Below are 14,712 nucleotides of genomic sequence, written 5' to 3'. Positions count from 1 at the left end.
TCAGTCGTTCAGCGCGAACGCCACTGCCGACTGTGCATGCAGTTCGGTGGTGTCGAGCAGGGGCAGGGCACTGTGTTCGGGTTTGATCAGCAGGCCGATTTCGGTGCAGCCGAGGATGATGGCCTGGGCACCACGCGCCGTCAGCGACTCGATTATCTGTTGGTAAATCTTGCGCGATGCCTCGCTGATCACCCCGACACACAGCTCGTCGTAGATGATCCGATGGACATCCTTGCGTTCCGCTTCGTCTGGCACCAGAACCGTCAGACCCTGAGCAATCAGACGCTCCTTGAGAAAGTCCTGCTCCATGGTGAACGCCGTACCGAGCAGCCCGACCGTACGCGCATCAATCGCCAACGCTGCCTGCGCCGCCGGCTCGGCAATGTGCAGGAATGGAATAGTGATTGCCGCCTGAATCTGCTCCGCCACCTTGTGCATGGTATTGGTACACAGCACCACGCATTCGGCACCGCCGGCCTCAAGCCTGCGCGCCGCATCCACCAGAATCGCTGCAGCATTGTCCCAGCGACCGGCATGCTGGGCCTGTTCGACCGGGCCGAAATCGACGCTGTACATCAGCAGTTGCGCCGATCGCAACGGGCCGAGACGATCACGAACCTGTTGATTGATGAGGCGATAGTATTCGGCGCTGGACTCCCAGCTCATGCCGCCGATCAGGCCGATGGTGCGCATTGGATTTCCCTTGGTTATTAAGGTTGGTCTTCGGCAGAGTGTCCATTTGTTCACGAGCGCATGCCAGTGCCAGGCAAACTGTACCGTTGATCCTTTTGCAAAGTGTCCCGGTGTCGGTTTCTGAGGTTTAACGTACGTCGGCGCTTCGATCTGTCACTATCGGGGAACGCAGGCTCACCGAGGAACGTACCGATGAACGACGTACAACAGCTGGGCGAAATGCTTCGTCACTATGCCGAGAGTGAAGCGCACAAGAAGCAATTGTTCGAAACCCAGTCACAGGCGTGGGCAACACGCATCACCGAACTGTTCAGCCATATCCAGCAATGGCTGGAACCAGTTCAGGCGCCGCATCTGCTGGAAGTGAGTCGCGAAGCGTATGTAGCTTTCGGCCCGAGTACCCCGGTGGAGACTTCGACCTTCAAGACTGAAAAGCTGAGCATCGTGATCGCCGGCAAACCGGTGGAGTTCGTGCCCGATGTGATGGGCAATGCTGGCCAGATTTCACTGGCGGTGATGGGCCTGACGGCGGCGCGCTACGGCAGTATTTCGCTGGTGGGGTTGCCGGACGGCGAGTGGCAGTGGCGCAAGACCAATGGCCTGAAAGATCCCGATACGTTTGTGTTCGATGCGGATTTTCTCGCCCAGCAACTACAAAGCCTGATCCCCCGCGACCGCACCTGATCCCTGTAGGAGCTGCCGCAGGCTGCGATCTCTTGATCTTGTTTTCAGACTCAAAATCAAAAGATCGCAGCCTGCGGCAGCTCCTACACAGATGAGTTGTCGCTACATATCCAGATTGCCCCACCCCGGTTTGGCGACTTCCTGCGCCACCGCGGTTACGGTTTTACCGGTCGCCAGTTCAACCCGCCGCGCCACCTCCGGATCATCGGCAAACGGCACCATGCTGGCGTCATCAAGGCTTTCTGCGGTCTGATGGCGCAAGCAGTACTCCACCGCCAGCCACAGAAACACCACTCCCAATATATTCAAGAAAACTTCCATCATCTGCGGCTCCCTGCCTCAGGCGATCTGCGCTTCACGGCTGGCCAGTGCCACGTCCGCAACGCGCACGGTGCGCCACACGTTGTAGGCCATCAACAGCATCCCGCTGAGGAAGAACACCCCGCCGGCAAAGCGCACGATGAACCCCGGATGACTCGCTTGCAGCGCCTCGACGAAAGAATAGGTCAGCGTGCCGTCCTCGTTGATCGCCCGCCACATCAGGCCCTGAGTGATGCCGTTGACCCACATCGAAGCGATATAAAGCACGGTGCCGATAGTCGCCAGCCAAAAGTGCAGGTTGATCAGCGGCGTGCTGAACATCTGCTCGCGTCCAAAGACTTTCGGCACCATGTGATAGGTCGCGCCGAAGGTAATCATTGCCACCCAGCCGAGTGCGCCGGCGTGAACGTGGCCGATGGTCCAGTCGGTGTAGTGGGAGAGGGCGTTGACGGTCTTGATCGCCATCATCGGGCCTTCAAACGTCGACATGCCGTAGAACGCCAGCGACAGCACGAGGAAACGCAGGATCGGGTCGGTGCGTAACTTATGCCAGGCCCCGGACAAGGTCATCATGCCGTTGATCATTCCGCCCCAGCTCGGTGCCAGCAGAATCAGTGACATCGCCATGCCCAGCGACTGCGCCCAGTCCGGCAGCGCGGTGTAGTGCAAATGGTGCGGGCCGGCCCAGATGTACAGGGTGATCAGCGCCCAGAAGTGCACGATCGACAGCCGGTACGAATACACCGGGCGATTGACCTGTTTCGGCACGAAGTAATACATCATCCCGAGGAACCCGGTGGTCAGGAAGAACCCCACCGCGTTGTGCCCGTACCACCACTGCACCATGGCGTCGGTGGCGCCCGAATACACCGGATACGATTTGAACCAGTCGACCGGGATCGACAAGTGATTGACCACGTGGAGCATGGCGATCACCAGGATGAACGCGCCGAAAAACCAGTTGCCGACGTAGATGTGTTTGGTCTTGCGCTGCACCACGGTAGTGAAGAACACCACGGCGTACGCCACCCAGACCACGGCCATCCACACCGCGCCGGAGAATTCGATCTCGGCGTATTCCTTGGTGGTGGTGTAGCCCATCGGCAGAGTGATCAGCATGATCACGATCACCGATTGCCAGCCCCAAAACGTGAACGCGGCCAGTTTGTCCGAATACAGCCGGACCTGGCAGGTGCGCTGCACCGCGTAGTAGCTGGCAGCGAATTGTGCGCTGCCGGCGAAACCGAAAATCACCAGGCTGGTGTGCAATGGCCGCAGGCGTCCGAAGGTGGTCCACGGCAGGTCCAGATTCATTTCCGGCCATACCAGTTGCGAGGCGATAAAGACACCCATCGCCATACCCACGACGCCCCAGAAAATAGTCGCAATGACGAATTGGCGGACGACCTTGTAGTTATAAGCCTGTCCGATTGTTGCTGTACTCATGGTCAGTTCATCCACGGTTGCAAGTCTTGCCAGGCCACCCGGTCTGGCATGGACTGCACTGTAGGAACACCGCCAGAAACAAAACAGGCTCAGGAATTATTCATTTGTGCGGATCAGATTGAAGTGCTGCCTGCGGCGTTCTGCCGCGCCCTGATACGGTTTTTATCGTTTCAGGTGAATCTGTAACGAACTGCGCTGCATGGGCATAGTGCATGCAAATCTGTAGGAGCAGAGCTTGCTCGCGAACGCGGTGTGTCTGACACACCGCGTTCGCGAGCAAGCTCTGCTCCTACAGGAATTGTGCGCATTCCTGATGAGGTGGCAGTTGCATGTATCAGTACGATGATTACGACCGGGCGCTGGTGTTCGAACGCGTTGCGCAGTTTCGCGATCAGGTCGAGCGCTTCATGGCCGGGGAATTGAGCGAAGAAGAGTTTCTGCCGCTGCGTCTGCAAAACGGCCTGTACATGCAAAAGCACGCTTACATGCTACGAGTGGCGATCCCCTATGGCACGTTGAGCGCTGAGCAGATGCGCACGTTGGCGAGCATTGCCAGCGATTACGACCGTGGCTATGGTCACTTCACCACGCGACAGAACATGCAGTTCAACTGGATCGAACTGGCCGAAGTACCGGACATTCTCGAACGCCTGGCGCAGGTCAACATGCATGCGATCCAGACCTCCGGCAACTGCGTGCGCAACATCACCACTGAAGCTTTTGCCGGGGTTGCGGCGGACGAAATGATCGACCCGCGACCGCTCGCCGAAATCCTGCGGCAGTGGTCGACGATCAACCCGGAATTCCTCTTTTTACCGCGCAAATTCAAGATCGCCATCTGCTCGGCGAAACAGGACCGCGCAGCGATCATGATGCATGACATCGGTCTGTACCTTTACCCCGGTCGTGACGGGCAAATGCTGTTGCGGGTGATCGTCGGCGGCGGGTTGGGGCGCACGCCGATTCTCGGTTTGCAGATTCGCGAAGGGTTGCCGTGGCAGCATTTGCTGTCATACGTCGAAGCCGTTTTGCGGGTCTACAACCGCCACGGTCGTCGAGACAACAAGTACAAGGCGCGCATCAAAATTCTGGTCAAGGCACTGGGCATAGAGGCCTTCGCCAAGGAAGTCGAAGAAGAGTGGCAGCACCTCAAGGACGGCCCCGCGCAGTTGACCGAGGCTGAGTATCAGCGCGTCGCCAGTGCTTTCGTGCCGCCGATCTATCACACCTTGCCCGACACCGATCTGGACTTCGGCACGCGTCTGGCCGAGAGCCCGGCGTTCGCCCGTTGGGTCGCGCGTAACGTGCAGCCGCATAAAAAACCGGGTTACACCAGTGTGGTGCTGTCGACCAAACCGGGTATGGCCTCGCCGCCGGGAGATGTCACGGGCGTACAGATGCTGGCATTGGCGGACTGGTCGCAGCGTTTTGGTTTTGGCGAAATCCGCATTGCGCATGAGCAGAATATCGTCCTGCCGGATGTGCCCAAGTCAGACCTCCATGCGCTGTGGCTACTGGCGTGCAAACACGATCTGGGCAGTGCCAACGTCGGCTTGCTGACCGACATCATTGCTTGCCCCGGCGGTGACTTCTGCGCATTGGCCAACGCCAAATCGATCCCGATTGCTCAGGCGATTCAGGCGCGCTTCGACAACCTCGATTACCTGCACGATCTGGGCGATATCAGCCTGAACATCTCGGGCTGTATAAACGCTTGCGGCCATCACCACATCGGCAATATCGGCATCCTTGGCGTCGATAAGAACGGCAGCGAGTGGTACCAGGTCACCCTCGGCGGCGCGCAGGGCAAAAACAGTGCGCTGGGCAAAGTCATCGGTCCATCGTTCAGCGCTGCCGAAGTACCGCAGGTGATCGAACGGATCATCGGCACGTTTGTGCGCTATCGCGAGAGCGAGGAGCTGTTTGTCGATACGTTGGCGCGAATCGGCCTGGAGCCGTTCAAGGAGCGGGTCTACCCGAAGGTGCTGGAGGTGCCGGCATGAACAATCTGCTGCGGCTGGAGCAGGGTGTGGCGCGGATTGAGGTGGACGATCCGTGGACGCTGGTGCGTGAGCCTGCTTTGACCAGGCCTTCGGGATTGCTGATTCTTCCGTTGGCTCATTGGCTGGAATCACCTTCGACCCATGCCGTATGGCTGGGACCGGACGATGAGGTTGAAAGCCTTGTCCCGTGGCTGGCGTCACTGCCGCTGATCGCACTGGATTTCCCGAGTTTTCGTGATGGCCGTGCTTACAGTCAGGCGTATCTGCTGCGTAGTCGTTTCGGCTGGGCAGGGGAGTTGCGGGCGATTGGCGATGTGCTGCGCGATCAACTCAGCCATATGCGCCAGTGCGGTTTTGACAGTTTCGCGGTGCGTGAGGACAAATCGGCCGAGGATGCACTGAAGGGCCTGGCGGGGATGAGCGTGCTGTACGGCCGCTCAGTCATCGAACCACGGCCCCTGTTCCGAAGACGCTGATTGCGGGATTGACTGCCTGTGGTGTGTATACGTTGTGGCGAGGGGATTTAGCGAAACGTCGCACCGCCCCGATGGGCTGCGCAGCGGCCCTGAAAACTGGCAACCGGCTCTCACAGGTCAACCGCGTTTGCTGGGGTTGCGACTGCTGCGCAGTCGATCGGGGCGGTGCGACGTTTCGCTAAATCCCCTCGCCACAGGTTTGGTGTTTTGCATGCAGGGGAAACCCCTACAACCCACATGAATCAGGCATTTTCCCTTGGGTCGATGGTGGCCTTTTGGTAGAGTCGCCGTCGCCAGCGGGTTTTCGGCTGGACGATGGAACCGAAGAAGGGAGTCTGATCAGTGAGTCCGGGCAAAAAAATCCTCGGTCTCACAGCGTTGCTTTTGATGATGACGCTGTGGGCCAGTTACTTTTATATTTTCAAAGAGAACCGTGACGGTCAGCTCGGCGGCGCCGGTGAAAGCACCGCGTGGTGCGGCACGCCGCCCTCCACTGAAGCGGCGCTGTTGGGCAAGGATCAACTGACCTTGCGCGTCACCAACAACTTGCGCGGCGAGTTCATGCTCAGTGGTTCACTGGTGGTTTCCGAACGCACGTTCAACCGCTATGACCTGAGCCGCAACGAGCTGCGCCTGCGTCTGGAACCGTTGCAGTGGTCCTATGGCGTCACGCCGATCTTCCTTGAGCAAGTCAAGGTTCAGCCACTGAGTCGCAACCTGTCCTCGACCAACAAAAGTGCCTACGCCGAACTTGAACCACGTCCGATCGGCGTACAGGGTCAGGTTACCGACTTCCCGTTCGACACCTATCGTTACGGCTACAAACCGGTGCTGTATTACCTCAAGGGCAGCGAGCGTATCGACCTGCGCTTCAAGAACATCACCACGTTGATGGAGATGTCCAACACCTTTACGCCGATCCAGAAGTACAACCGCGTCGACTACATCAACGAGAAAAACTCGATGATTCGCGACGAAGATTACACGGCTTACGGGCCGCACGAATGTGCCTTCAGTGTCGAGCGCAAGGGTTCGTTCAAGGTTGTTGTGCTGTTGCTTCTGCTGGTGCTGTGCCTGCCGTTGCTGCTGGTGTTCTACCGCGATGAACCGGGGATCGACTTCCTCGCCACGCTGGTGGGTATTGCGGTGGTGCGGGTGCTGCTGATCGGGCCAGTGCAAGACTTCCAGCTGTACAACATCGATTTTCTGTTTGGCGCGGCAATCTTGCTGGTAGGCACGGTGTCGCTGATCAAGGCAATGCGCGCCAATAGCCGGCGCGAGATGGCCTTGCGCAGCGGCGAATCCTCTTCCTGGTAAAAACCTACCCCTGTAGGCGCTGCCACAGGCTGCGATCTGTTGATCCTAAAGTTCAACATCAAAGGATCGCAGCCTGCTGCAGCTCCTACAGGGGGTAGTAGGTTATTTCAGGGCCGGATCGCCCATATTCATCTTCTTCCAACCCTGCAACAGCACCTGCGCCTTCGGTTCCTGCCCACTGTCGAGATACCACTGGATCAGCGACAGCCGCGCATTGCGGTTCGCCGGTTGTGCCTTGAGCAGGCGTTCGAGTATTGCGCACGCCTCATCGACCTTGCCGCTTTCATGCAACGCCACCGCCAGCACGTAACCGTACTGCGCGTTCTGCGGCTCCAGTTCGGCGGCTTTTTTCAGCGGGGCCATGGCCTCGGCGGTTTTGCCGGCGCGGATCAAAGACAGGCCACGGGTGTGCTGCAACAGCGCCGCCTCCGGATGTTCCTTGAGGCTATCTGTCAGCAGCTTTTGCGCTTCCTCACCGCGACCATTCGCTTCAAGCCATTGCACCAGCGTGACCAATGCGGGGTAGAAATCCGGGTCGCGCTTGAGCGCCGTGCGCAGCAGCGCCTCGACTTCCGATCCGCGCCCACTGGCCTGATAGAGCATCGCCAGATTCAGGTTGGCCTCAGCGCGTTCCGCCAGGCTTTCCTGCACCGCTTCATACTCGGCAATCGCCGCGTCCCAGTTGGCTTGCGCTGCACCCAGAGTATTGTTGCGCGCGACGCTCAACAGATCTCTGGCCGCGACAATGCGCACGGCTTTCACCGGATCACCCAGTAACGGCGACAACAATGGCGCGCGCTCCGCTGGCGGCAGGAATGCGCTGATCGCCCGCACGGCACTTTCACGAACCTGCGGCGCTGGATTTTTCAAATCCTGAGTCGCCAGTTTCAACGCTTGCTCACTCGGATACAGCGGCAGTTCCGCCAGCAAGGTTGCGCGTTGGATCGCCGGCAGATTGCTGCGCTGCAATTGCGTGTACAGCGCGTCGGCGGCGCCGGGCTGGCCGTTACGAATCAGCCACAGGCTTTCGTCATAACGCGGGGCTTGCGGGGCAGTTGAGGCGCTCCACAACTTGAACTGCGCAGTGACCTTGTCGCCAGCCTTGCCCTGATGGCAGGTCAGGCACGCGTCCGGCGTACCGAGCTTCTGCGCACGCTCGGGGTTGGGAATGCTGAAGCTGTGGTCATGCCTGAAATCGTTGCCCATGTAGAACTTGCCGGGCATGTGGCAATCCACGCACTGCGAGCCGGGTTGGCCCATGGTGTGGCGAGTGTGTTCGATGGAATCGTAGTTCTTCGCTTGCAGGCCCTTGCCGTCGACGCCTTCCACTGAGGTTTTGCCAGCGGTGTTGTGGCATTGCAGGCATACCGCATTGCCCGGTGCTTTCAGCTCAGTGCTGTGAGGGTTGTGGCAGTTGCTGCAACGCACGCCTTTGTCGAACATCTTGCTTTGCAGGAACGAGCCGTGTTCGAACACTTCGTCCTTGATCTTGCCGTCCAGCGCATACAGTTCGCGGGTGAGGGTGCTTGGCAGGTAATCATCCATCAAGCGCTTGCCAACGGTATAGCCATCGCCCAGCGGGGCGCGGCGAGCGTGGCAGCGAGCGCAGGTTTCGATCTCGACGGTGGCGTTCTTGTCCTTCAGATCGACGTCAAAACCTTGATGGATCAGGTCGCCCTTTTTCTGCGTCCACTCCAGGTGATTCGACGCCGGGCCATGGCAGGCCTGACAACCGACGCCGAGGCTGTTCCACTGACTGTTGAAGGTATTGCTGGCCGCATCGAAATTGCGCTTGAAGCCGGTGGTGTGGCATTCGACGCACATGAAATTGGCGTTCTGGCTCGGCTTGCTCCAGTGCAGTGGGTTCTTGAAGTTGACCCCTTGGCCGGGGTAGAGGTGAAACCAGCGCTGCTTCTCGGTATCCCACGCCACGCCGAGTGCCTGCAACCGGCCTTCGCCGACTTCGATCAAGTATTGCTGCAGCGGCGCGATGCCGAAGGTGTAGGCCACTTTGAAATCGGCGTTCTTGCCGTCGATGCCGGGCGTGTTGACCCAGAACTCATCGTTCTTGCGCGAGAAACGCGTGGTCTCGTTTTCGGCTTTGAAAGTGATGTTGTTGAAGTTGCCGAGCAGGGTCTCGGCAGTCGCCGGTTGCATCGCCAATTGATGGTGAGAGCCTTGCCAATCCTTGACCTGCTCGGTGTGGCAGCCCTGGCATTGCTGCTCATCAACCATGGTCGCCGGTTTGCTCGCGATGACGGGTTGCGGTGTCGCAGGCGGGGCAACGGGCGTAATGATCGGCGCGGGTTTGACTGGCGCCGGAGCAGGGCTGAAGAGAAACCAGCCGATCCCGGCCACGGCGGCCAACAGCACACCGATGGTGACGGGGAACAGATAGCGGGAAATTGCAGAAGGAGACGATTCAGGGTCAGGTTGTACTGCTTTATTTTTATGCTTGGGCATTGCGACTTCCGTAGTCCAGGTGCATTTGCCGTCTGGCGTGCGTTCAAGCTTGGTGCAGCTTTGCCGGATGCCCGGCGTCTGTCAAATGACGGTTGTGAGGTGCCGCGCAGTCTTGTGTGAATTTTGCGATTTTCAATCGCAATTACCAATGTTTTAGCTATACCTGTAGCACCCCCAAGTCACACATTCAGGCTTTCTGACAGGAGTTACAGCATGAAGCTAGCAGTCATCATGGGCACACTGTGCATCGCCACCCTCGGCATGACCGGTTGTTCAAGCAAAACCGTGGCTCCCGATGAATATTCCGGGTTTCTCAAGGACTACAGTCAACTCAAGGAGACCCAATCCCCCTCCGGTGCCGAAGTGATGCGCTGGATCGATCCGAAGATCAACGTCAACACGTTCACCAGCGTGTACATCGAACCGACCCAACTCTATCCAAAACCACAACCGACCGCGAAGATTCCGCAACAGACCCTCAATGGCCTCACCGCCTATTACGATCAGGCGCTTAAGCGTGAGATCGGCAAGGATCTGCCATTGGCCACCGGTCCTGGCCCGGGCGTCATCGTCGTGCGTGCCGCGATCACGGCCGTCAGCAGCAAAACCGAAGGCCTGAAACCCTATGAAGTGATCCCGATTGCACTGGTGGCGGCGGCTGTCAGCACCGCCAGCGGCATTCGTGATCAGGAAACTACACTGGCCACCGAGGCCGTGTTCATCGACGGCGGTAACAATAAAGTGGTGGCACAAGTGGTGCGCAAAGGCACCGGCAAACCGCTGGAAAACGACACTCAGGTGCTGAAGACCGATGACGTCAAAGGCGTTATCGATGGCTGGGCTTCGGACCTGCATCAGTCGTATCTCAAACTCAAATCCGCTAAATAACAGTCACACTGCAGGGGCTGCCGAAGGCTCGGGCAGCTCCTGCAGATGGCAGGATTACTGCCCGGTAAACCAGCGGAAATACGGATTCCCTCCATCCCAACGCATCACCTCCTGCATATCCCGCCCCCACGCATCCCGATCGCCGTCGTACGCATGCAGGCTCGCCCGGTAGAACTGCATCAGCCGTTGCCGATGGGCGTTCATGCGTTCAGTGAATCCAGCATCGGCATTCACCAGCGTCGGCGCCTGGTACAGATCCAGCAACGCCGGCAGCACCCGAGTGATTTCCTTGCTGCGCACCCACGGTGCGTATTCGATACGCGGCTGGTCGTCAGTCACCGCCGGTGCATCAGCGGCGAAACGTTCCAGGCCGGCGCGGTCGGTAACCCAGGTCGCCAGCAACGCCGCCGCCGAACCAATCCCGACGTCCTGCAACGTGCTGCGAACGCTGTCCTGCTGGAAGCGTTCGGTGATTTTTGCCGCGTCCAGCTCCATGGGCGCCAATGAACCCACCAGCAACATCTCGTGGAACTCGCTGGTCCACAGCGAGGCATACGGGAACACGTCGAGGAAGCTGCGCACCAGCGAGCGCGAGTCATCGATGTTCTGCGTCGGCAGCGGTAGCCATTGCGCGACGATGCCCTTTTTCTCCAGGCGACTGGCGGCCAATTGGTAGAAGTCTCGTGAGTACAGATTGACCACGCCAGCGGCGGACGGCGGCGGTGGTTCCAGCGTGATCAAGTCATAGGTCTGCGGACTGCGCAGCAGTTCCTGGCGACCATCGCGCAAACGCACGTCGACGCCGGGATCACTGCCGGCATTGAAGTTGCCCTTGAACAACGGCGCAGCCTTGACCACCGAGGGCAGCAACTCGGCAACCACCCGGTGTTCCAGCCCCGGATAGCGCAGCATCGCCCCGGCCGTGATGCCGGTGCCGAAACCGATCACCAGCGTCGAACGCGGTTCGCCGTTATGGATCAGCAGCGGCAGCAGAGCCTGAATGCGCATGTAGCGCAGCGAGGGCATGGCATCGCCGGTGTTCGACACACCTTGAATATACAAACGGTGGAACGTGTTTTCGCCTCGGCCCTGAGCGACCACCGCAACGGTGCCGCCGCGACCTTCTTCGTAGAACGCCAGCGTGCCATTGCGCGCACCGGGCAGCAGGCTGGCAAGCTTGTCGGCCGGCGTCAGCACGGCTAATAAAACAGCGGCCAGGCCCAGTGCGACTACCGCCTGACGTCGGCCTTTCTTGACGTGGTGGCCCTTGCGCACAGCGAAATAACCGATGCCGGCAGCGATGATCGCCAACAGCCCCAAGGTACGCACCAGCCCCAGCCACGGGATCAGCAGGAAACCACACAGCATGACGCCAATGATTCCGCCGAGCGTATTGAACGCGACCACCGCGCCGACATCACGCCCGACGCGTTCCTGACCAACGCTCAAACGCAGGGCCAGCGGAAACGCCGCGCCCAGCAACAACGTTGGCACAAACACAATGCTTAACGCCGCCACGGCAAACCGTGCGCTCATACCGGCTAATTCACTGGCGCCCATCGCCAGCAGCCAACTCTCGGCCTGACTTTGTGCAAACACCAACCAACGCCCGAGCAGCGCAATTTCCAGCAGCGCGATCAATCCGGCGCCGGCAATCAGCAATCCGAATACTCCCCACGGGTCACGGATGCGATCGACGCGACGGGCGAGCAGGGCGCTGCCGATAAACAGACCCGTCAGATAAGTCGCCAGCACCACGGCGAACGCGTAGGTGCGGGTGCTCATGAACTGCACGATTGATTGTGACCAGACCACTTCATAACCCAGCGCTACACCACCGGCGATGGAGTACAGCCACAACGCGGTGCGATCCGCAGGTTTCGCGCTGTGATGTTTGACTGGCGCTGTCACCGAGGTTGGCTGCTGACGTGCGAACCACAGCGCACCGACGGCAGCGAGCAGATTGAGCATCGCGGCGAACAGTGCACTGCCGCGCACGCCGAGGGCGGCGATCAGCACAAACGCTGCGAGCAGAGTGCCGATAATCGCACCCAGGGTGTTCGCCGCATACAACTGGCCGCCGGCCTTGCCCGGATCTGTCGCCAGCGCGCGCACCAGCACCGGGAGGGTGCCGCCCATCAGTATCGCGGGAAGGCCCACCAGTGCGAACGGCAAAACCCACGCGAACAGACTGACGTGACCTTGCAGCCAGGCAAACGGACTCGCCGCCAGACTCATCGCAACCGTCGCGCCGACGCCCAATATCGCCACCAGCACTTCCAGCCCTGCATACAGCAGAACCGGTTGCTGCAAACGATCGGCCCAGCGCCCGAACAGCCAGCCGCCGATGGCCAGGCCGGCAAAAAAAGCGCTGATGCCGGTGGTGATCGCATACACCTCGACGCCGACCACCAATGACAGTTGCTTGATCCACAACACCTGATACACCAGCGCTGCGGCGCCGGAAATGCACAGCAGCAGGGCGGGGATCAACAGCGCTGGTGAAGCGGCTTGCGAGAGGGGTATGGCCGACGGCTTGCTGGCGATACGTGAGGACATTGCGGTTGCCTTCTACAAATGTTCAACAGAGCATCAATACCCTGTAGGAGCTGCCGAAGGCTGCGATCTTTTGATCTTGGTTGTTTAAAACAAGGGCAAGATCAAAAGATCGCAGCCTTCGGCAGCTCCTACAGGTATTGAGTGCTCGATCCGGTATAGGGGCCGCCCGCCGGTGAAGGCGGGCGGCGGTCGAGCGTCTTACTGTGCAGCCGGTGCAGCTTTCATTTTTTCAGCGATTTTGGCGTCAACCGCAGCACGGATCTGATCAATGCTGAAGCTCGCCGGTTTCTGGCTAGGCGGGTACTCGATGAAGGTCTGCAGGAACGCTGCTGACTTCTGTACCGCTTGCGCCGCGAGGTAAACGTTTTTGGTCTGCCAATCGTAATACTGATCGGATACCACGTCGGCACGCTCGTACGGGTCCATCCTCAGGTTAAGGATTTTCGGTACGCGCAGGCACACGAACGGTTCGCTCCAGACGCGGAAACCGCCCGGTTCGCGCTGCTCGCAGAACACCACTTTCCAGTTATCGAAGCGCATCGACACCAGCACGCCGTCGTCGTTGAAGTAGTAGAACTCCTTGCGCTCGCCTTTAGGCTGCTGACCGGTCAGGTACGGCAGTTGGTTGAAACCGTCCAGGTGCACCTTGAAATTGGTACCGCCGGCAGTCGGCGCCCAGCCCTTGAGCAGCTTGCCTTTGACGTCGGCATCACCCGCCGCTGCGAGGAGGGTCGGGAACCAGTCCATGCCCGAGAACAGCTCGTTAGACACCTCGGCCGGTTTGATCTTGCCCGGCCAACGGATCATCGCCGGCACCCGGTACGCGCCTTCCCAGTTGGAGTTCTTCTCGTTGCGGAACGGCGTGGTTGCCGCGTCCGGCCAGGAGAACTGGTTCGGGCCGTTGTCGGTGGTGTAGACGACGATGGTGTTGTCGGTGATTTTCAGGTCATCGAGGGTCTTCAGCAGTTTGCCGACATCGGCGTCGTGCTCAAGCATGCCGTCGGCGTATTCGTTGCCGGGCATGCCGCTCTGGCCCTTCATCGAATCACGCACGTGGGTGAACACGTGCATGCGCGTGGTGTTCATCCAGACGAAGAACGGCTTGTCGGCCTTGGCCTGTTTCTCGATGAACGCTTGCGCGGCAGCGGTGGTTTCGTCGTCGATGGTTTCCATGCGCTTGGTGGTCAGCGCACCGGTGTCTTCGATCTTGCCGTCGGCGAAGCTGTGGATCACGCCACGCGGAGTGTTGGCCTTGACGAATTCGGCATCGTCTTTTGGCCAGTACGGACGCTCCGGTTCCTCTTCAGCGTTGAGGTGATAGAGGTTGCCGAAAAACTCGTCGAAACCGTGGTTGGTCGGCAGGTATTCATCCTTGTCGCCCAAGTGGTTCTTGCCGAATTGTCCGGTCGCGTAGCCCAGGCCCTTAAGTGCCTGGGCGATGGTGATGTCGCGTTTTTGCAGACCTACCGGTGCGCCGGGGATACCGACTTTCGACAGACCGGTACGCAGCGGCGTCTGCCCGGTGATAAACGAGGAACGACCGGCGGTGCAGCTGTTCTCCGCATAGTAGTCGGTGAACATCATGCCTTCTTTGGCGATGCGGTCGATGTTCGGCGTTTTATAACCGACCACACCCATCGAATAGGCACTGATGTTGGTCTGGCCGATGTCGTCGCCGAAGATCACCAGAATGTTGGGTTTTTCAGCCGCTGTGGCGGTTGCCGACAGCGCCATCACCGAGGTTGCCACCAGGGCGAATTTCGGTAGCCACTTGCGTATGCGAGTCATCTGACTTGCTCCTTTTGCGCGGGGGTGTCGCTTGCTGCGACTTACGTTTACTGCGGTCCTGCATGACGTTTTTT

Annotated in this window: 11 protein-coding genes; 5 read left to right on the top strand and 6 right to left on the bottom strand. The window is 59.4% G+C overall.

What is annotated here, in order from left to right; genetic code table 11:
* On the bottom strand, window positions 1–693 hold the full coding sequence (locus JFT91_RS19410; protein ID WP_201233533.1) for an aspartate/glutamate racemase family protein: 693 nt from the start codon (window positions 691–693) through the stop codon (window positions 1–3).
* Between the two features lie 192 nt (window positions 694–885).
* On the opposite strand from JFT91_RS19410, the gene JFT91_RS19405 reads away from it, so the two are divergent.
* Window positions 886–1,377, top strand: coding sequence for a hypothetical protein (locus JFT91_RS19405; protein WP_201233532.1), 492 nt, complete (start codon window positions 886–888; stop codon window positions 1,375–1,377).
* A 102-nt stretch (window positions 1,378–1,479) separates the two neighbouring features.
* On the opposite strand, the gene JFT91_RS19400 is transcribed toward JFT91_RS19405, so the two are convergent.
* Complete coding sequence (locus JFT91_RS19400; RefSeq protein ID WP_201233531.1) at window positions 1,480–1,701, bottom strand: cbb3-type cytochrome c oxidase subunit 3; 222 nt, start codon at window positions 1,699–1,701, stop codon at window positions 1,480–1,482.
* A 15-nt stretch (window positions 1,702–1,716) separates the two neighbouring features.
* Entirely contained in the window at window positions 1,717–3,144 is a 1,428-nt protein-coding gene (gene ccoN, locus JFT91_RS19395) for a cytochrome-c oxidase, cbb3-type subunit I (protein WP_201233530.1), read from the bottom strand.
* Between the two features lie 329 nt (window positions 3,145–3,473).
* Here ccoN and nirA point away from each other — a divergent pair, with 329 nt between their 5' ends.
* The 3 genes from nirA to JFT91_RS19380 all read left to right on the top strand — a co-directional run bounded on the left by nirA (window position 3,474) and on the right by JFT91_RS19380 (window position 6,940).
* Window positions 3,474–5,147, top strand: coding sequence for a nitrite reductase NirA (gene nirA / locus JFT91_RS19390; protein ID WP_201233529.1), 1,674 nt, complete (start codon window positions 3,474–3,476; stop codon window positions 5,145–5,147).
* The gene (locus JFT91_RS19385; protein WP_201226094.1) at window positions 5,144–5,623 is read left to right on the top strand and encodes a DUF934 domain-containing protein; all 480 of its coding nucleotides are present in this window, start codon (window positions 5,144–5,146) and stop codon (window positions 5,621–5,623) included. The genes nirA and JFT91_RS19385 overlap by 4 nt, the downstream gene beginning before the upstream one ends.
* 342 nt (window positions 5,624–5,965) lie before the next feature.
* Window positions 5,966–6,940, top strand: coding sequence for a hypothetical protein (locus tag JFT91_RS19380; protein ID WP_201233528.1), 975 nt, complete (start codon window positions 5,966–5,968; stop codon window positions 6,938–6,940).
* A 102-nt stretch (window positions 6,941–7,042) separates the two neighbouring features.
* Here JFT91_RS19380 and JFT91_RS19375 read toward each other — a convergent pair whose 3' ends face one another.
* Window positions 7,043–9,403 carry a tetratricopeptide repeat protein gene (locus tag JFT91_RS19375; RefSeq protein ID WP_201233527.1) on the bottom strand — a complete coding sequence of 787 codons (2,361 nt, stop codon included), beginning with the start codon at window positions 9,401–9,403 and terminating at the stop codon, window positions 7,043–7,045.
* A 213-nt stretch (window positions 9,404–9,616) separates the two neighbouring features.
* Between JFT91_RS19375 and JFT91_RS19370 the strand changes: the two genes are divergently transcribed.
* Window positions 9,617–10,291, top strand: coding sequence for a DUF3313 domain-containing protein (locus JFT91_RS19370; RefSeq protein ID WP_201233526.1), 675 nt, complete (start codon window positions 9,617–9,619; stop codon window positions 10,289–10,291).
* A gap of 54 nt (window positions 10,292–10,345) precedes the next feature.
* Here the strand turns inward: JFT91_RS19370 and JFT91_RS19365 are convergent, their stop codons facing one another.
* Together JFT91_RS19365 and JFT91_RS19360 are read right to left on the bottom strand one after the other, a co-directional pair.
* The gene (locus tag JFT91_RS19365; RefSeq protein ID WP_201233525.1) at window positions 10,346–12,850 is read right to left on the bottom strand and encodes a fused MFS/spermidine synthase; all 2,505 of its coding nucleotides are present in this window, start codon (window positions 12,848–12,850) and stop codon (window positions 10,346–10,348) included.
* Window positions 12,851–13,048: 198 nt separating this feature from the next.
* Window positions 13,049–14,638: an arylsulfatase gene (locus JFT91_RS19360; protein ID WP_201204120.1), complete on the bottom strand. Its 1,590-nt coding sequence runs from the start codon at window positions 14,636–14,638 to the stop codon at window positions 13,049–13,051.
* Window positions 14,639–14,712: the final 74 nt, after the last annotated feature.

The sequence above is a fragment of the Pseudomonas sp. TH08 genome, assembly GCF_016651275.1.
Taxonomy (GTDB): domain Bacteria; phylum Pseudomonadota; class Gammaproteobacteria; order Pseudomonadales; family Pseudomonadaceae; genus Aquipseudomonas.
The sequence above is the reverse complement of the archived record's forward strand: the minus strand, read 5'-3'. Positions and strand labels throughout refer to the sequence as shown.

Coding starts and splice junctions, on each gene's coding strand:
- JFT91_RS19405 (WP_201233532.1), top strand. CDS start 886: ATGAACGACGTACAACAGCTGGGCGAAATGCTTCGTCACTATGCCGAG.
- JFT91_RS19410 (WP_201233533.1), bottom strand. CDS start 693: ATGCGCACCATCGGCCTGATCGGCGGCATGAGCTGGGAGTCCAGCGCC.
- JFT91_RS19360 (WP_201204120.1), bottom strand. CDS start 14,638: ATGACTCGCATACGCAAGTGGCTACCGAAATTCGCCCTGGTGGCAACC.
- JFT91_RS19375 (WP_201233527.1), bottom strand. CDS start 9,403: ATGCCCAAGCATAAAAATAAAGCAGTACAACCTGACCCTGAATCGTCT.
- ccoN (WP_201233530.1), bottom strand. CDS start 3,144: ATGAGTACAGCAACAATCGGACAGGCTTATAACTACAAGGTCGTCCGC.
- nirA (WP_201233529.1), top strand. CDS start 3,474: ATGTATCAGTACGATGATTACGACCGGGCGCTGGTGTTCGAACGCGTT.
- JFT91_RS19400 (WP_201233531.1), bottom strand. CDS start 1,701: ATGATGGAAGTTTTCTTGAATATATTGGGAGTGGTGTTTCTGTGGCTG.
- JFT91_RS19370 (WP_201233526.1), top strand. CDS start 9,617: ATGAAGCTAGCAGTCATCATGGGCACACTGTGCATCGCCACCCTCGGC.
- JFT91_RS19385 (WP_201226094.1), top strand. CDS start 5,144: ATGAACAATCTGCTGCGGCTGGAGCAGGGTGTGGCGCGGATTGAGGTG.
- JFT91_RS19365 (WP_201233525.1), bottom strand. CDS start 12,850: ATGTCCTCACGTATCGCCAGCAAGCCGTCGGCCATACCCCTCTCGCAA.